Source organism: Bacillus sp. WC2507, assembly GCF_052656125.1.
The window spans coordinates 475,145-492,549 of the sequence record NZ_JBQXPN010000001.1 but is presented as its reverse complement, the minus strand read 5'-3'; the positions used below and the strand labels follow the sequence as shown (position 1 = coordinate 492,549).

Below are 17,405 nucleotides of genomic sequence, written 5' to 3'. Positions count from 1 at the left end.
TACACTTACTTTACTAAATACGTTAAACTCTTTGAATAGCCTAAATAATCAAGGAAAAAGTTACTTACAGATGTCCCAATTGTAATTGTAATTAGAATGAGTAATACTCGCGTCTGCATCACCTTTCCAGGCTTCATTAAACGCTCAATGTGAATACCTTGTAAGGCCCACCACGTAATGGTAATAAACAATAAATGCGAAACGATGGCAATCAGTGCTTGTTGCCCTAAAAGATGTGCCAAAAAATCGACCCCTTTTTACCCAGCCACTACTTACGAAATACTATAAAAACGATACCATAATAAGTAGGAGCCACACTTTTTCAAATACAAATAAGCATCTTACATTTCACATCGTAATTTGCTCTCAAAAAACGTATACCTACATGCATTTTCAATTGTAGTTCACGCAAAATAAAAAGCGCAGAGTAGCAACTCCACACCTTTTATTTTCACTATTGTACCACGTTCCCTAGGAAGAAGAAATCCTTCATTAATGGAAAATATTCATAAAAGAAATTGTACCCGATCATCGGCATAATCCCTAGTATTACAATCGAAATTGCACAAAGGCTCATAACAACCTTTATATTGAATGGCAAATGAATTTTCTCTTCCATTTCAGCCGTCCGGAAAAACATTTGCTGTAGAATACGGAAATAATATACGAATGAAATGACTGTCGTCCCCATCATAATAGAAGCTAGTACGTAATGAGCTGGCTCTACATGCAGTGCACCTAAAAAGATGTTAATTTTCCCGATGAAACCAGCTGTTCCAGGTATTCCAGCCAACGATAAAATAAAAATCGTCATCACTATCGCTGTAAATGGCGACCTTTTATATAATCCGGTGAAAATGGTAATGTTTTCTTTGTCGCTTTGTAAGATTAAGCCGTGGATAATTGCAAACGCGCCTATATTCATAAGCATATACGCAAGCATGTAAAACCACATGCTATCCATCGTAAATGGTGATAATGCTACAAGCGGAACGAGTAAATATCCCGCATGTGCGATTCCTGAATAGGCGAATAGACGTTTTACGTTATATTGCTTTAGCGCTACTACATTTCCAATAATCATCGTAATACTCGCTAGCACGGCAATGTATATGCTCATACGTCCGTATAAAGATTGTATATCTCCTTGCACCGATACACTTGCAAAAACCATGAGAAACAGACGAATAATGAGTAGGAACCCTGCAATTTTAGAAATCGTTCCAAGAAAAGCAGTAACAGGGGTAGCCGCTCCCTCATACACATCTGGTGCCCACATATGAAACGGCACCGTCGCAATTTTAAACGAGAGTCCAACGAGTAATAGTAGAAATGCGAGAGCTAACAATAACTGAATACCACCAGCAAGCTCCCCTGCGAATACTTTTTGCATATCCACGATATTAGTTGATCCTGTAATACCGTATAAATAACTCATTCCAAAGAGCGTAATTGCCGTTCCGATTCCTCCGTTAATGACATATTTCATGGCCGCCTCGTTTGATGCACGGTTCTTTTTTCGTATTCCTACTAAAATATATGAAGAAAGTGAAAGCAATTCTAAACCGACGAAAAGTGTAATGAAGTCGACACTAGAAGCCATAAACATAGCCCCAAGAAGTGCCATTAAAAATAAATAATAATATTCTCCCTTATCTTCAATGGGATTCTTCTTATCATCGCTCATTGCGGTGCATAAGATGAGGGCCGCTCCGCCTAATAACAACGTTTTGAACCCTTTTGAAAACCCATCTAACACGAACGACCCGTTTAAAATGTCTCCTGTCGGTTCACCATATAGCGTAATTAATGACACGATTGCTAATATGACGGCTGCGATTGCACTAAGCGCTACATATCTATGGTTCAACTTAAAAAACAAATCACATATGGAAAGAAGGATGGCAGCTCCGAGAATTATGAATTCTGGCACCATGAGATGCCATGATAAGCTAAGTAACGTATTCATATCCATCCTACTTCACCCCCAATGTTTTCAATGTATTTTGAAGCGGATCCCCTAGTATTTCTGGCATTACTCCAATTGCAATAATGCAGAAGATAAGTAGCAATATAGGGACATACTCCCATCCATGTATATCAGCTTTCGCTTCCCACTCTTTCTTACCAAATGTTACTTGAAGTGTTGCTCTCAATACGTATACAGCGGTTAAAATGATGCCAAGTACGCCGACTGCCGCAATGACCGGCTCTCCTTGGAATAAACCGAGAAAGGCAAGAAACTCGCTAACAAATCCAGACATGCCCGGCAATCCAAGCGATGCCATTCCTCCCGCTAAGAAGAATCCGCTAAGTATTGGGACACTTTTTGCAAGTCCGCCAAGCGCTGTAATATCCGACGTCCCAAAACGTTGTTCTATAACACCAAGTAAGAAGAAGAGTAAGGCCGCAATTAAACCGTGCGACACAACTTGGAATAGTGCCCCTTGTGTACCTGGTGCATTTAACGCCGCAAGGCCCATTAATACAATACCCATATGCGAAATACTAGAGTAAGCAAGCACCTTTCGAAAATCCGTTTGGATGAGCGCTAAGAAGGCTCCGTACAATAAATTAATCACTCCTAAAATCGCAATGAGCATTGCAAACTCGCGAAAGTATTCCGGGAATAGCCCTTTTCCGAAACGAATCATACCGTATGCTCCAATCTTCAGTAAAACGCCCGCATGAAGCATAACTACAGCTGGATGCGCCTCAATATGCACATTAACCATCCAGCGATGTAACGGGAAAACAGGTAGTTTAATCGCAAAAGCGATCATTATGGCAAGAAACAAACCGAACTGTAAACTACTTGAGACAGCCATTCCTCCCCCAGCACCTACATTCGTTAATATTTCTTTAAGCTCTGTAATATTTGTTGTACCTGTTTTCGCAAATAAAACCGAGAAAACGATGAGTAAAATAGCGGAGCCAATACCGTTATATATTAAATAACTGTAAGCAGCCTTTTCACTCGACAATTTCCCCCACTTCCCAATTAATAAAAACATTGGCGGCAATGTAATTTCAAAGAAGATAAAGAACAGCATTAAATTTTGAGCAGCGAAGACGCCGAGCATCCCTATTTCTAGCATGAGTAGCAGCATATAAAAGGCTTTTAAGTTCCTTTTAATAGTAAATGCCGCAATTGCTGCAAGCATTGCTAGAAGGGCCGTCAGCACCATCATAACGAGCGATAAACCATCGATACCAAGCTCGTAATAAATGGAAAACCATCTTTTATCCACCGCTGCTAAATCCCCAAATTTAATCCATTTCACTTTTTCATCGAATAGCGACAAACTCTTTCCAGAAGCATATGTACAAGCGAGGACGATAGCGATTCCAAATGGAAGCGCCGTCCCAAATAAACCGAGAGCTCGCACTGTACGCGATTCTTTTTTCGGTGTTAATGCAAGTAAAAGAATTCCTAAAAGCGGGGAAAAAATGAAGAACGTTAATAACAAATCATTCATCGTAAATCCCCTCCCGTATAGAGCAAAATAATGACGAGTACTGCAAGCGAAACAGCTGTTACAGTGCCGTACACTTGTACATTTCCGTTTTGGAGTCTAGAACCGAGTACGCTCATTCCTTTAACTAAACTCCCTATTAAAACGGAAATTCCTTCGACTACATACAACTCAAATAAGCGAAGCACATGAGCGATTCCCTTCGTAATAGGGAGCACCGTCATATTGTATAGTTCATCCACATAATATTTTTCTTTCAAAAGGTTATAAAGAGGTGTTCCCTCGCCACCAGCCCAATCTCTAGAAATAGATTTCTTACCGTATATGAAATATGCAAGAGCGATTCCTGCAAATGAAACGAGCGTCGCTACGATCATAATCCAAACTGGCCCGTGTACCTCTCTCGCTTTAAATGCTACATCTTTCGTAAGCCAATCCCCGAGAAATGTCCCAAACCATGGTGTATTCATATAACCCGCCACTACCGCGAGGACACCGAGGACAATCATCGGATACGTCATAACGCGGGGTGATTCCTTCACATCTTCCTTCGTCTTCGCTTCCCCAGTAAAGACAAGGAAGTATAGCCGGAACATGTAGAACGCTGTTAAGAATGCTGCAATTACTGCTAATATGAATAAAACGTAATTGCCATTCATCCAAGCCGCCGCTAAAATTTCATCTTTACTAAAGAAACCAGAAAGGAGTGGCACACCACTAATTGCAAGTGTACCGATTAAAAATAGTGCACCCGTTACTTTCATCTTCCTCTGTAAACCGCCCATTTTATTAATGTTTTGCGTATGCACTGCATGAATGACACTTCCTGCAGCCAAAAATAGTAGCGCTTTAAAAAAGGCGTGTGTCGTTAAATGGAAAATACCAGCTACATAACCAGCAGATCCTAATGCAAGCATCATATAACCAAGCTGACTAACTGTAGAATAAGCAAGCACTCTCTTTATATCCGTTTGCACAAGACCGATAGAAGCCGCAAAGATTGCAGTAAAGGCTCCAACGATTGCCACTGTCTGCATCGCCACCGCACTTGCTGAAAATAGCGGAAACATCGTCGCCACTAAATATACGCCAGCTGCGACCATCGTCGCCGCATGAATAAGTGCCGAAACAGGCGTCGGCCCCTCCATCGCATCTGGTAACCACGTATGAAGCGGGAACTGACCTGACTTCCCCATCGCCCCGATAAAAATTAATATCGCCGTTATTGTAATCATCGTAGGGGTAAGATCACCCGTATGAATCGCTCTAAAAATTACGTCATATTCAAAACTACCTGCGTGCCAAAAAAGTAAGATCATCCCTACAAATAAACCGACATCTCCAATACGAGTCATAATAAAAGCCTTTTTCGCAGCAGCCTTCGCTTCTTCTTTAAAGAAATAAAAACCGATGAGTAAAAATGAACCGAGGCCTACTAACTCCCAAAATATATAAAGCTGTAATAAATTCGGCGATATAACGAGCCCGAGCATCGCAAATGTAAAGAGTCCTAAATATGCATAAAAGGTTGGTAATCTTTCGTCACCTTTCATATAACCTTTCGAATACACATGTACAAGTAAACTCACAAGTGTAACGATAAACAGCATTAAAGCCCCTAATGCTGTAACTTCAAAGCCAAATGATATATCAATATCTCCCGTTCTAAGCCATACCCACTTATGCTTCAATCCTACCTTCGAAAATCGTTCTATTAACACAAGTACCGCAAATATAAAGGAGAGAAAGACGAGGAAAATACTAAGTACACTGCTTCCTTCTCTAATTTTCTTCCCGAATATAAGTAATAAAAAAAACGAAACAAGCGGGAAAAGCGGTATGAGCCATGCATAATCGATCATTGTTTCCTTCCCCCTTTTCGGTCACAATGTTATCCTTTGAGCGTATCCATTTCATCTACATGAACCGTCGTACGATTACGATATAAAGCAATTAAAATGGCGAGTCCTACCGCCGCCTCCGCAGCCGCTACAGCCATCGTAAACAGAGAGAAAATTTGCCCTGTTAAATTTGGGAACAAACCTAATTTACTAAATGCTACTAAATTTAAATTGGCCGCATTAAGCATTAATTCAATACAAACTAATACAATCACTGTATTTCGCTTTGTTAAAGCTCCAAACAAACCGATGCAAAACAAAATAATCGCAAGCGTTAAATATGCAGAAGCAGGAACGCTACTCATTGGAATCCTCCTCTTTCTCATCCTTCTTCGCAAGAATAATTGCGCCAACAAGTGCTACAAGTAAAATAACTGAGGTTAACTCAAATGGAATAATATATTTCGAATAGAGAAGTGTACCGATTTGAAGTGTGTTTTTTTCATGGAGAGGTAAACTTCCTTGTGCGCTTTCATTTGCAAAATCAATATTGTTAACAGCGAAATACATAACTGCCCCAAATGCTACAACCGCAAAGAAGATAATCCATTTTCGAAGAGTAAGACGTGATTCATTTTCTGCGTTATGTTGCGTTAACATGATGCCAAAAATCATAATAATTGTGATTGCACCCGAGTAAAGTAAAATTTGTGCAACTCCGATAAATTCAGCTGATAAAAGAAAGTACAAACCTGCAATGCTGAGGAATGTCAGAACGAGAGCTAGCATCATATGCATGACTTTCGTTAAGTTCAACATAAGAACGCCGCCGATAATTGCAGACAAGGATAGTATGAAGAATGCTACAAACTCGCCATTCATGCTTTATTCTCCTTCCTGACGTTTTCGTCGTTTTCGTCAAGCCACTGCAAATTTTTAAATAAATCATCACGTGAATATTCCGCGAGTTCAAAGTTGTTTGTCATAACAATCGCCTCTGTCGGACAAACTTCTGTACATAAATCACAAAGAATACAAATTTCAAAATTAATATCGTACGTGTCGATAATTTTTCCTTTTTTCGTAGGATCCGGATGTTTTTTCCCTGTTAACTGAATACAGTCTGTCGGACAAATGTTAGAGCACTGGTTACAAACAATGCACTTTTCCGGATAAAACTTTTGAATGCCTCGAAAGCGGTCTGGCAACGGCAACGGTTGATTCGGATAATCGTAAGTCACCTTCTTCTTACTCAAATTGCTTAATGTATATTTTAATCCTTTAAATAGTCCTTTCATCTCTTACTGGCACCCCCCTCATAGATTAGAAGAATAACTCCTTAATCAATGCCGTTAAGAAAATATTCGCAAGTGCAATTGGCAATAATACTTTCCAGCCAAACTCCATTAACTGGTCACCTCTTATACGCGGGAACGTAACGCGGAACCAAATTAATAGAAAGACTACACTGCTAAATTTCAAAGCAAACCATACAGCTCCTGGAATAAATCCAAGGAACATGACTGGATTCCATCCGCCTAAAAAGAGCACTGTAATTAAAGATGCCATTCCGAAGAAATATACGTACTCTGAAAGCATGAAAAACGCCCAGCGAAATCCTGAGTATTCCGTATGATATCCAGAAACAAGTTCTGACTCTGCTTCCGGTAAATCGAACGGCGTCCTATTTAACTCTGCTACCGCTGCGATTAAGAATACGACGAAACCGATTGGTTGCACGAAAATATACCAAACATTCTCCTGCGCTGCTACAATTTCATTTAAATTCAGACTACCAGCTAACAAAACGACGCCAATTACACTCATTACGAGCGGAATTTCATAAGAAATCATTTGCGCCGCCGCACGCATCCCTCCTAAAAGGGAATATTTATTATTTGATGCCCATCCTCCAGTCACGACACCAATCGTCGTAATACCAGAAACAGCAATGTAATACAGTAAGCCTACGCCAATATCCGCGAACTGAAATTTATCAGTAAACGGGATGACTGCAAGCACCATAAATGCCGGTGCGAATGCAATAACAGGTGCTAATATAAACAACGGTTTATCTGCCGCTTTCGGAATACTATCTTCTTTCAGTAATAGTTTTAAAACATCGGCTACCGTTTGCAGTAAACCGAATCGGCCCCCAACTTGGTTTGGTCCAATCCGCCCTTGCATAAATCCCATCACTTTCCGTTCTGCCAAAATACCATATGTAACGAAGCCAAGGACTGCAAATAATAGAAGCACCGCTAATCCGAAAAAAATAAAGAAATTCGTCCAGCTTGAAGGTGATTGTAAGAGCGTTTCAATCATTAGCCATCAACCTCCCCAAGTACAATATCAACTCCACCTAAAATCGTAATTAAATTGGCGATATTTTCACCTTTCAATAACTTCGGTAAAATTTGCAAATTGTAAAAAGACGGCCTGCGAAACTTCAAGCGGTACGGCTCTTTCTTTCCGTCACTAGCAATATAGCAACCAATCTCTCCTCGCGGTGATTCTATACGGACAAACGCTTCTCCTTTAGGCGCCTTAATGATTTTCGGTACTTTCGCCAGCACGGCTCCGTCTTTCGGGAACTGCTGGACAGCTTGCTCAACAATTTTTAATGACTCCTCAATCTCTTGCATGCGGCAAACGTAGCGATCCCAAGCATCCCCCACACTCCCAACAGGAATATCGAAATCAAAACGATCATAAATAGAATACGGCTCATCTTTGCGAAGATCCCAGTTTACTCCGGTGCACCGCAAATTTGCTCCGCTTAAAGAATACGAAATCGCTTCTTCCGCGCTATATATACCAACGCCCTTCACACGATTTAAGAAAATCTCATTACCGCTAACAAGGTCGTGGTAACCTGCCAATTGCTCTCTCATATACGGCACAAACTCTTCCACTTTTTCAATCCAGCCGTCCGGCGCATCCCATTTCACACCGCCGACTCTCATATAGTTAAAAGTAAGACGTGCACCGCATAATTCGTTTAATAAATTTATAATCATCTCTCGTTCACGAAACGCGTACAAAAACGGGCTGACCGCTCCTATATCAAGAAGATTTGTCCCCCACCAAACGAGGTGGCTCGCAATCCTCCCAAGCTCCATTGCAAGTACTCGCAAGTATTCGGCCCGCTCAGGGATTTCAAGCCCCATCATCGTCTCTACAGCATGGCAAATGACGTAATTATTCGTCATTGCTGATAAATAGTCCATTCGATCTGTATAAGGGATAATTTGCGTATACTGTAAACTCTCAGCAATCTTTTCAGTCCCGCGATGCAAATATCCAATAACCGGTGTAGCTTCTTTAATAATTTCTCCGTCAATCTTAATAACAAGCCTGAACACACCATGCGTACTCGGATGCTGAGGACCTACATTCAAAAGCATTTCTTCCGTACGGATCATAAGCTACACCTCCACATCATACGGTTCATAATCTTTCCTAAGCGGATGCCCTATCCAATCGTCCGGCATTAAAATACGTGATAAATTCGGATGCCCCTTAAATACAATGCCCAGCAAATCATACGCTTCTCGCTCTGGCCAGTCCGCGCCTTTCCAAAGCGCTGTCACCGATTCTACTTGCGGTTCTTCCCTATCCAGCTTCACTTTCACCGCTACTGACTGTTTCTTTCCATATGAAAATAAATGAACATACACTTCCATATGTGTCACAAAATCCGTCGCATGTAGCTCTGACATATAATCAAAAGCAAGTCCCTCATGGAATCGCAGTAACTCCATTACTTCATAATATTTTGAGGGCTCCGCCACAAGAGTTGGCACATCTTTTGAAAGTTTATTAATATAGGAATCTACTAATGCATCCTCTCCTATGTTTTCCTTAATAACTTCAACATACTGATTTAAATACGGCTGATTCATGGATGGCTCTTCCTGCTTCGGCTCCTCTTCCGCTTTACCTTCAGCGCCCTTTGTCTTCGCCCTTGCTGCCACAGCCGCTTTCGCCTTAGCTACTGCAATTGCTTTCGCCTTTTCATCTCCCGAATCCCCATCACCTTGCGAAGCCTTCTGCTTCGCTAACGCCGCGGCTTTCGCTTTTGCAGCCGCCACTGCCTTTGCCTTCGCTTTGGCCTTTTCTTCTTCCGGTACCTCTTCTGTTCCTTCTCTTTTTTGTTTCGCTAACGCGGCCGCTGCCGCCTTTGCTTTGGCTTTGGCCTTTTCTTCTTCCGGTATCTCTTCTATTCCTTCTCTTTTTTGCTTCGCTAACGCCGCCGCTTTTGCTTTGTCCTTTTCTTCTTCCGTTACTTCTTCTGTTCCTTCTCTTTTTTGCTTCGCTAGCGCTGCCGCTGCTGCCTTCGCTTTGGCCTTTTCTTCTTCCGGTACCTCTTCTGTTCCTTCTCTTTTTTGTTTCGCTAACGCCGCGGCTTTCGCTTTTGCGGCCGCTGCTGCACGTCGTTTTGCTTCTTCTACAGTCATATCGTCATTTTTTGGTAGCGCTTTCTCTTTTTCCCGATTTTCTTCCTCAAGTTTACTTATTTCTGCATCATGTTTCGCAACAAGACGCTTTCTCGCCTCTTCTTTCGCACGCCTAGCTGCTTCTCTTTTCAAATCCTCTAAGTCTTTGTTTGGATCACTCATTTATTCGTCACCTGCTTTCCCGTCTTTGCCTCGTAACGAATTTTTTCTTTCAATTTATTAATTCCATAAATTAAAGCAGCGGGATTTGGTGGGCAACCAGGGATATACACATCAACTGGTACAATTTGATCCACACCTTTCACAACAGCGTATGAATTTACATATGGGCCACCTGCTGTCGCACAGGATCCCATTGCAATAACCCATTTTGGTTCAGGCATTTGATCGTATAAACGCCGAACAATAGGAGCCATCTTCTTCGTTACCGTTCCCGACACAATCATAACGTCCGATTGCCTTGGTGAAGTCCGAAAAAATGACCCAAATCGATCTAAATCATAATGTGATGAACCTACTCCCATCATTTCAATTGCACAGCATGCTAGTCCGAATGTCATCGGCCATAAAGAATTGCTCCGTGCCCATCCTTTTAACTGCTCCAATGTAGAAAAAAAGATATTTCGTTCTAATTTCGCTCGCTCATTTGGATGTAATTCCTCAAAATTTATAACCATTGTAACACCTTCTTTTTCCAAGCATACGCTAATCCAACTAGCAACATTACAGCAAAGATGAGCATTTCAATAAGTGCAAATAAACCGAGCTTGTCATATGCAACAGCCCATGGATATAAAAATAAAGTTTCTACATCAAAGATGACAAACAATAAAGCAAAAATATAATAACGAGCATGAAACCGAATATTCGCATCATGAAAAGGCTCAATCCCACTCTCATACGTCGTCGCTTTCGCTGCACTTGGTTTGTTTGGGCGCAGCATCCTTCCTAATGTAAGAGCCACTACCGGCAGCAATATGCCTAATAGCAAGAAAATCAAAACGATCATATAACTATTTTCATATACACTTGCCATTGTGAAACCCTCCCCCCTGAATTAAGAACAAGTTCACTTAGTAAACAATATGTCCTAGTTGCAGCAATTATTATTTTTAAATTTTTCTAAATAATGCAACTATTTTAACTATTATAACAAACTTCAAATTCCTATGTCGATATGTTGGGGACAGAAACGAGAATTATTAAAATCTATTTTTACAACTCGCTATACCTGTGCAAAATAAGTATAGAAATTATATATATGTTTCAAGAAACTATAAAAAATAAAAAGAGGAATTTATATGTATATACAGTGGGTGAGATAAATGAAAAAACAAACACATGTAACTATTCTTATAAGCATTATATTGTTGTCTATAGCAATTCATTACGTGGCAATGCCTTTTCTATATGAATACTCATTTCCTTTTCAAATATTAATTGGAATGAGTACCCTATTCATTGATATTATCGCTTGTAGTTATATACTTTATTTTTCAAATAGGAAAGAAGGGTTACCTCGTTTATTTTGGACCATATTGTCTGTTGGAACCCTCTCTTATTTCATTGGTGATATAGTCGTTGCCTATCAACGTTTAATTTTAAAGGACTACTATACATTCGTTGATCCGTCCGACTTTTTTTACCTACTTTTTTTAATTAGCTTTGCATTGGCCTTTCTATATGAGATCATTTATAACCGAGATTTATTAGAAAAGCTTTTTATGATATGTGATATTTGTATTATTGTTACAGCACAATTTACTTTAAGTTACTACTTACTTATTGAACGAACGATTCACGTTTCTTCAACATCCTATATCGACATATTTGTTCAACTTACCTATCCAATGGCTGATTTACTCTTTCTTCTCATAGGAATCAATCTGTTATTCAAGCCATTATCCTTATTACCTAAAAAAGTTGGTGCACTTCTTGGCAGTGCTTTAATTTTATATGCTACTACTGATGCGATTTATGCTTATATCAAATACTTCACACCAGAGTATTCTATGTTTACAGTTACCCCTCTCTATCAAGTAACTTTAGTACTAGTAGCAATCGCCTGTATTCAGCATACAAAAGAACCTGAAAAACAAGAGCAAGTACTATTAACACCTAAACTTGGGGAATCGATCAGATTGTCATTACCTTATATTTCTGTAGTCATGCTTATTGTTTTTATATTAGTTGAATACGTTTTTGCACCTATTGTAGTAATCGGGCTTATGATAACTTTCTCCTTCGTTCTCATACGCCATAGTTTAGTTCGAAAACAAAATAAAATATTATTACTAGCCCAAATGCAATTCAACTTAGAACTCGAGAAACAAATCGAACTACGTACAGAAGATTTAGTAGAACAAAAAAATGAACTATATCATAACCAACAAATGTTTAAATCTTTATACGAGCATCATCCAGATCCAATTTTCACATTAGACTTGTATGGTAATTTTCTCAACGTGAACAACGCTGGTACTACTTTACTCGGTTATCAAACGAATGAATTATTAAAGCAACCATACTATTCACTTACGTATGAAGAAGATTTGGAAGACATCATTAATGCCTTTCGTCATGTAAAAAAGGGGAAATCTATTTCTTTAGAAGTACGGGCGTATCATAAGAACAGAGATATTTACTACTTGCATGTTACCGCTGTTCCTATCTTTTTAAAGGATCATATTTCTGGTGTTTATTTAATGATTAAAGATATTACGGAAAGTAAACAACAACAAGAGCAAATTAATTTCCTAGCCTATCGTGATACTTTAACAGAGCTTGCAAATCGCCGTGCATTTCATCAATATGTAGAACAAGCAATTGCTCGATCTGAAATATCAAAAAGGCCTTTTGCTGTTATGTTTCTCGACCTAGACCGTTTTAAAGTTATTAATGATACTCTCGGTCATAGGGTAGGAGACCTTCTATTAATTGCAGTAGCAAAAAGACTCGAAGATATATCGACACCAAATATGAAGCTTGCCCGATTAGCTGGGGATGAGTTCACAATCCTTATCGAAAATTATAAAAAAAGGCCAGATGTTAAAAAAATAGCTGATACGATTGTAGCGGCCATGAACGAACCATTCGAAATCGAAAATCAACATTTACAAATCTCACCGAGCATCGGGATTGCAATCTATCCTGAAGCAGGTGAAGATCCATTATCAATCTTGCAGCATGCTGATATGGCCATGTACGAAGCAAAAAATAAAGGAAAAAACGGTAGCTCTCTGTACACGAAAGAATTGTATAAAAAAATGGAACGAAAAGCTCGAATTGAAAAAGATTTACCACTCGCTTTAGTAAACAAAGAATTTTATCTCGTCTATCAACCACAAATTGATATTACAACGAAAAAGATTATTGGTGCTGAAGCATTAATACGCTGGAAACACCCGCTCCTAGGTGAAATACCACCATGTGAGTTCATTCCAATTGTAGAAGAGACGCCACAAGTCGTTCCACTCGGTCGTTGGGTATTAAAAGAATCTTGTCTTCAGTTAAAAATATGGCATACTTTTGGCTACCAAGATTTAAAAATAAGTGTTAACTTATCAGCAAAAGAATTCCAGCAAGAGCATTTAATCGAGAACATTTCACAAATACTAACAGATGTTAAAGTTGATCCAAAGTATGTAACACTTGAGTTAACAGAACGAATTGCGATGATCAATGAAAAAGAAACATTATCCAGGCTAAAGCAACTAAAAGAATATGGTATTCAAACGTCCATTGATGACTTCGGTACCGGCTATTCTTCTCTCGCTTATTTATCACTTTTCCCTATCGATACATTAAAAGTACCGAGAGAATTTACACAACTAGCCGATCATCGGCCTGAAGAAAGAGCCATCGTTTCCACTATCCTTTCCCTTGCAAATGCTTTAAACCTTTCTGTCGTTGCTGAAGGAATTGAAACAGAAAAACAACTTAAGTTTCTACAAAAGAACAACTGTAAATACATGCAAGGTTATTATTTCAGTAAACCACTTACTAGTCATCAATTTATAAAATTCCTACAAAAAACACCGAGTATGAACCAATAGCTCATACTCGGTGTTTTTATCATACTATTTGCTGACAGTAAAACTAGTCATCAACGTGAGATGCCCCACTTTATAGTGTCGGAATTGTTTTCTCGTAATATTCCTCTGCAACCTCTTCATAAAAAGCTGCTGACGTCGTATAAAAATATGGAATTAACCATAGGAATCCAATCCCTAATGTAATACAACTTAATATAAACCAACCAATAAAGCTTAAACATAAAATGAAATACTCCATCTTATGTCCATCCATCATACGACGGCTTTCTGTAATAGCTTGGTTCAGTGAATACTCAGGATGGTCGTTTATAATAAAGTACGTCATCGCATAAGAAAATGATTTAATAATGCCTGGGATAATAAATAGTAACATCCATAAGAAAAGATAAAGATTTACTAATAAATATAATAAAAATGATTTTAGAAATCTTTTTCCCTCTGAAAACCAAATGAATATATTACCGATACTAGCTTGCTTTTCACGAAGAATATTTAAAGCAAGATAATATCCACCTAAAGTTAACGGTCCCGTAACAAAAACTGTAAGGATATTCATTGAAAGTGAACCACTTGTTTCTTTTCCACCAATCATTGTAGAAAATCCCCACTCAATACTAAAACTAAAAATCGTGATAAGAATTGAAATGAGTAATGTTGCCCCGACAGCTAATCCCCATTTCCCTTCTAATGAATCTAATGCTTCTCCTTTTAAATCACCAATCATACGTAGCCTCCTATACACAATAACTCTATTAGTATAGCATGTTCCTACTACAATTCATCTTTTGAAAGATAGCGATAAAAATGCGCTGTCGTTGTACTCATATACGGGCTAAGCCAAAGAAAACCTATTCCAAGTGTTAAAATCGCTAAAATACCCCATCCTATAAAACTAAGCCATAAAAGAAACAAATCTAATTTATGTCCCTTCATAAGACGCTTACTTTCTTTCATTGCTTGTGACACACTATACTCTGGATTTTCAACCATTACATAGTACGTCATCGCATAAGAAAAATACATCACAATCATAACAACGATTGAAATAGCTACTAGTACAAAGAAGGCGATAGTAAACGACGTATTTCCTTCTTCACCCAAAAATGCGAATAAGGCTACTAGCAACATTGGAATCCATGTACCTGTATATAATAAAATTGCAAGCATCGCCCACATCGTTTTCATCATTCTTTTAAAACCACGAAACCCTTCGAATAAGTGATCTACTTTAGCACCTTCTCGTTTACTAATCTGTAGAAATACATTTATATAACCGTATGATGTAATTCCATACGATGCATTACTTAAAATTATCATAATGCAATAAAAAATCCCAAATGTAATACCTGCTCCGATTGACATCGCTTCCTCTTCAATTGATCCTGTTAAACCAGCAAATAAGAAAAATATAATAATTCCTGGAATTAAAAGTATAAGCATTGCAGCCATTGAAACAACATAACTTAAAATAAAATATAAAATCGTTGATCCGACTCCTAGCCCCCATTTTCCCTTTAAAGAGTGCAACGCTTCTCGTTTCATTTCACCAATCATTTATTCATCCCCTTTATTAATTGTTGTACATTCTCTACTTATACAAGCATCAATATAATTATACCATTTTTGTAAAATTATCCATGAATTACATAAAAAAATCCGTAAAGGCAAAGCCTTTACGGATTTTTTTATTTCATATCGGAAACGTTTAAACGGTTCACAGCACGCTGTAAGGCCATTTCTGCACGTCTAAAGTCAACATGTGCTTGTTTATCTTGCATACGTTGCTCAGCACGACGCTTCGCTTCATTTGCACGATGGATGTCGATATGGTTTGCTTCTTCAGCAGATGATGATAATACAGTTACTTTATCTGGACGAACTTCGATAAAGCCACCGCTTACTGCTACATAATCAGTGTGCCCACCATTTTTCAGACGAACTGCACTAATTTTTAATGGTGCAACAGTTGGAATGTGACCCGGTAAGATCCCCATTTCCCCACTCTCTGCTTTTACGCTTACCATTTCTACTTCTTTTTCGTAAACCGGTCCATCAGGAGTTACAATACTGACTGGAAATGTCTTCATACTTCGTCCCTCCTAAGGCCTTACGCCATCATTTTCTTCGCGTTTTCAATAACTTCTTCAATGCCACCAACTAAGCGGAATGCATCTTCTGGAAGGTCATCATATTTTCCTTCTAGAATTTCTTTGAAACCACTAACTGTATTTTTTACAGGTACGTAAGAACCTTTTTGACCTGTAAACTGCTCAGCTACGTGGAAGTTTTGAGATAAGAAGAATTGAATACGACGAGCACGATGTACAACTAACTTATCTTCTTCAGATAACTCATCCATACCTAAGATAGCGATGATGTCTTGAAGCTCTTTATAACGCTGTAAAGTTTGCTGTACTTGACGAGCTACTTCATAATGCTCTTCTCCTACGATTTCTGGAGAAAGTGCACGAGATGTAGATGCTAATGGATCTACGGCTGGGTAAATACCCATTTGTGTTAAACGACGCTCTAAGTTTGTTGTTGCATCTAAGTGAGCGAACGTTGTAGCTGGTGCTGGATCCGTATAGTCATCGGCTGGTACATATACCGCTTGGATAGACGTGATAGACCCTTTATTTGTAGATGTAATACGCTCTTGTAATTGACCCATTTCTGTCGCAAGAGTTGGTTGGTAACCTACCGCAGATGGCATACGACCAAGAAGGGCAGATACTTCAGAACCTGCTTGCGTGAAACGGAAGATGTTATCGATGAACAATAGTACGTCTTGTCCTTGCTCATCACGGAAATGTTCAGCCATTGTTAAACCTGTTAATGCAACACGTTGACGTGCTCCAGGTGGCTCGTTCATTTGTCCGAATACCATCGCAGTTTTCTTAATTACGCCAGAATCGCTCATTTCGTGGTATAAGTCATTACCCTCACGAGTACGCTCACCTACACCAGCGAATACAGAGATACCACCGTGTTCTTGTGCGATGTTGTTAATTAATTCCTGAATTAATACCGTTTTACCTACGCCGGCACCGCCGAATAGACCGATCTTACCACCCTTGATGTAAGGAGCAAGTAAGTCTACTACTTTAATACCAGTTTCAAGAATTTCTACTTTAGTAGATAATTCTTCGAATGCAGGTGCTTGACGGTGAATTGGATCACGATGTACATCGGCTGGAACTTCACCATCTAAGTCAATTGCATCACCTAATACGTTAAATACGCGACCAAGTGTTACATCACCAACTGGTACAGAGATTGCTTTACCAGTATCTTCTACTTCTGTGCCACGAACAAGTCCATCTGTGGAAGACATTGCAACTGTACGAACTGTATCATCACCTAAATGAAGTGCAACTTCAAATGTTAAGTTAATGCTTGCTCCGTTTTCGTTGCTTTGTTTTACCGTAAGGGCGTTGTAGATTTCTGGTAGCTTTCCGCCATCAAACTTAACGTCTACAACCGGACCCATGATTTGCGTAACGCGCCCTTTATTCATCGGGTTCCCTCCTAGCTTTCTTTTAATTAGCCAACTCGCTACGAGCAGTTAGCTTT

General features: G+C 39.1%; 17 protein-coding genes. 1 reads left to right on the top strand and 16 read right to left on the bottom strand.

The window, feature by feature from the left end; all coding sequences use genetic code 11:
* Window positions 1-5: 5 nt before the first annotated feature.
* From ACUN28_RS02645 to nuoA, 12 genes are all read right to left on the bottom strand, one after another.
* Complete coding sequence (locus tag ACUN28_RS02645) at window positions 6-242, bottom strand: DUF1146 family protein (protein WP_071724788.1); 237 nt, start codon at window positions 240-242, stop codon at window positions 6-8.
* Window positions 243-454: 212 nt separating this feature from the next.
* Window positions 455-1,969 (bottom strand): NADH-quinone oxidoreductase subunit NuoN, encoded by a 1,515-nt coding sequence (gene nuoN / locus ACUN28_RS02640; RefSeq protein WP_445423428.1) that lies wholly within the window; start codon window positions 1,967-1,969, stop codon window positions 455-457.
* 7 nt (window positions 1,970-1,976) lie between these two features.
* Window positions 1,977-3,479, bottom strand: coding sequence for an NADH-quinone oxidoreductase subunit M (locus tag ACUN28_RS02635; RefSeq protein WP_098646529.1), 1,503 nt, complete (start codon window positions 3,477-3,479; stop codon window positions 1,977-1,979).
* Window positions 3,476-5,338 carry an NADH-quinone oxidoreductase subunit L gene (nuoL, locus tag ACUN28_RS02630; protein WP_098646527.1) on the bottom strand — a complete coding sequence of 621 codons (1,863 nt, stop codon included), beginning with the start codon at window positions 5,336-5,338 and terminating at the stop codon, window positions 3,476-3,478. Before nuoL ends, ACUN28_RS02635 begins: the two co-directional genes overlap by 4 nt.
* A gap of 29 nt (window positions 5,339-5,367) precedes the next feature.
* On the bottom strand, window positions 5,368-5,682 hold the full coding sequence (gene nuoK / locus ACUN28_RS02625; RefSeq protein ID WP_000100078.1) for an NADH-quinone oxidoreductase subunit NuoK: 315 nt from the start codon (window positions 5,680-5,682) through the stop codon (window positions 5,368-5,370).
* Window positions 5,675-6,199, bottom strand: coding sequence for an NADH-quinone oxidoreductase subunit J (locus ACUN28_RS02620; protein ID WP_063262324.1), 525 nt, complete (start codon window positions 6,197-6,199; stop codon window positions 5,675-5,677). The genes nuoK and ACUN28_RS02620 overlap by 8 nt, the downstream gene beginning before the upstream one ends.
* Window positions 6,196-6,615, bottom strand: coding sequence for an NADH-quinone oxidoreductase subunit NuoI (nuoI, locus tag ACUN28_RS02615; RefSeq protein ID WP_000677191.1), 420 nt, complete (start codon window positions 6,613-6,615; stop codon window positions 6,196-6,198). Before nuoI ends, ACUN28_RS02620 begins: the two co-directional genes overlap by 4 nt.
* Before the next feature lie 25 nt (window positions 6,616-6,640).
* Window positions 6,641-7,642 (bottom strand): NADH-quinone oxidoreductase subunit NuoH, encoded by a 1,002-nt coding sequence (nuoH, locus tag ACUN28_RS02610; RefSeq protein WP_000573437.1) that lies wholly within the window; start codon window positions 7,640-7,642, stop codon window positions 6,641-6,643.
* Entirely contained in the window at window positions 7,642-8,742 is a 1,101-nt protein-coding gene (gene nuoD, locus ACUN28_RS02605; protein ID WP_000621434.1) for an NADH-quinone oxidoreductase subunit NuoD, read from the bottom strand. Before nuoD ends, nuoH begins: the two co-directional genes overlap by 1 nt.
* Window positions 8,743-8,745: 3 nt before the next feature.
* Window positions 8,746-9,939: an NADH-quinone oxidoreductase subunit C gene (locus ACUN28_RS02600; protein WP_016085484.1), complete on the bottom strand. Its 1,194-nt coding sequence runs from the start codon at window positions 9,937-9,939 to the stop codon at window positions 8,746-8,748.
* Window positions 9,936-10,454, bottom strand: coding sequence for an NADH-quinone oxidoreductase subunit NuoB (gene nuoB, locus ACUN28_RS02595; protein WP_016085483.1), 519 nt, complete (start codon window positions 10,452-10,454; stop codon window positions 9,936-9,938). The genes ACUN28_RS02600 and nuoB overlap by 4 nt, the downstream gene beginning before the upstream one ends.
* On the bottom strand, window positions 10,445-10,813 hold the full coding sequence (gene nuoA, locus ACUN28_RS02590; RefSeq protein WP_445423330.1) for an NADH-quinone oxidoreductase subunit NuoA: 369 nt from the start codon (window positions 10,811-10,813) through the stop codon (window positions 10,445-10,447). Before nuoA ends, nuoB begins: the two co-directional genes overlap by 10 nt.
* A 289-nt stretch (window positions 10,814-11,102) precedes the next feature.
* Here nuoA and ACUN28_RS02585 point away from each other — a divergent pair, with 289 nt between their 5' ends.
* Window positions 11,103-13,832, top strand: a complete 2,730-nt coding sequence (locus tag ACUN28_RS02585) for a putative bifunctional diguanylate cyclase/phosphodiesterase (protein ID WP_445423329.1) — start codon at window positions 11,103-11,105, stop codon at window positions 13,830-13,832.
* Window positions 13,833-13,902: 70 nt separating this feature from the next.
* On the opposite strand, the gene ACUN28_RS02580 is transcribed toward ACUN28_RS02585, so the two are convergent.
* The 4 genes from ACUN28_RS02580 to atpD form a co-directional block, all read right to left on the bottom strand.
* The gene (locus ACUN28_RS02580; RefSeq protein ID WP_016085481.1) at window positions 13,903-14,556 is read right to left on the bottom strand and encodes a DUF975 family protein; all 654 of its coding nucleotides are present in this window, start codon (window positions 14,554-14,556) and stop codon (window positions 13,903-13,905) included.
* A gap of 47 nt (window positions 14,557-14,603) precedes the next feature.
* Entirely contained in the window at window positions 14,604-15,386 is a 783-nt protein-coding gene (locus ACUN28_RS02575) for a DUF975 family protein (protein ID WP_016085480.1), read from the bottom strand.
* Between the two features lie 131 nt (window positions 15,387-15,517).
* The gene (gene atpC / locus ACUN28_RS02570; RefSeq protein ID WP_000847215.1) at window positions 15,518-15,919 is read right to left on the bottom strand and encodes a F0F1 ATP synthase subunit epsilon; all 402 of its coding nucleotides are present in this window, start codon (window positions 15,917-15,919) and stop codon (window positions 15,518-15,520) included.
* A 20-nt stretch (window positions 15,920-15,939) separates the two neighbouring features.
* Entirely contained in the window at window positions 15,940-17,349 is a 1,410-nt protein-coding gene (gene atpD / locus ACUN28_RS02565; RefSeq protein WP_016085479.1) for a F0F1 ATP synthase subunit beta, read from the bottom strand.
* Window positions 17,350-17,405: the final 56 nt, after the last annotated feature.

What these genes read in the sequence shown, in the direction of transcription:
- nuoN (WP_445423428.1), bottom strand. Translation starts at nt 1,969, where the DNA reads ATGAATACGTTACTTAGCTTATCATGGCATCTCATGGTGCCAGAATTC.
- ACUN28_RS02635 (WP_098646529.1), bottom strand. Translation starts at nt 3,479, where the DNA reads ATGAATGATTTGTTATTAACGTTCTTCATTTTTTCCCCGCTTTTAGGA.
- nuoL (WP_098646527.1), bottom strand. Translation starts at nt 5,338, where the DNA reads ATGATCGATTATGCATGGCTCATACCGCTTTTCCCGCTTGTTTCGTTT.
- nuoK (WP_000100078.1), bottom strand. Translation starts at nt 5,682, where the DNA reads ATGAGTAGCGTTCCTGCTTCTGCATATTTAACGCTTGCGATTATTTTG.
- ACUN28_RS02620 (WP_063262324.1), bottom strand. Translation starts at nt 6,199, where the DNA reads ATGAATGGCGAGTTTGTAGCATTCTTCATACTATCCTTGTCTGCAATT.
- nuoI (WP_000677191.1), bottom strand. Translation starts at nt 6,615, where the DNA reads ATGAAAGGACTATTTAAAGGATTAAAATATACATTAAGCAATTTGAGT.
- nuoH (WP_000573437.1), bottom strand. Translation starts at nt 7,642, where the DNA reads ATGATTGAAACGCTCTTACAATCACCTTCAAGCTGGACGAATTTCTTT.
- nuoD (WP_000621434.1), bottom strand. Translation starts at nt 8,742, where the DNA reads ATGATCCGTACGGAAGAAATGCTTTTGAATGTAGGTCCTCAGCATCCG.
- ACUN28_RS02600 (WP_016085484.1), bottom strand. Translation starts at nt 9,939, where the DNA reads ATGAGTGATCCAAACAAAGACTTAGAGGATTTGAAAAGAGAAGCAGCT.
- nuoB (WP_016085483.1), bottom strand. Translation starts at nt 10,454, where the DNA reads ATGGTTATAAATTTTGAGGAATTACATCCAAATGAGCGAGCGAAATTA.
- nuoA (WP_445423330.1), bottom strand. Translation starts at nt 10,813, where the DNA reads ATGGCAAGTGTATATGAAAATAGTTATATGATCGTTTTGATTTTCTTG.
- ACUN28_RS02585 (WP_445423329.1), top strand. Translation starts at nt 11,103, where the DNA reads ATGAAAAAACAAACACATGTAACTATTCTTATAAGCATTATATTGTTG.
- ACUN28_RS02580 (WP_016085481.1), bottom strand. Translation starts at nt 14,556, where the DNA reads ATGATTGGTGATTTAAAAGGAGAAGCATTAGATTCATTAGAAGGGAAA.
- ACUN28_RS02575 (WP_016085480.1), bottom strand. Translation starts at nt 15,386, where the DNA reads ATGATTGGTGAAATGAAACGAGAAGCGTTGCACTCTTTAAAGGGAAAA.
- atpC (WP_000847215.1), bottom strand. Translation starts at nt 15,919, where the DNA reads ATGAAGACATTTCCAGTCAGTATTGTAACTCCTGATGGACCGGTTTAC.
- atpD (WP_016085479.1), bottom strand. Translation starts at nt 17,349, where the DNA reads ATGAATAAAGGGCGCGTTACGCAAATCATGGGTCCGGTTGTAGACGTT.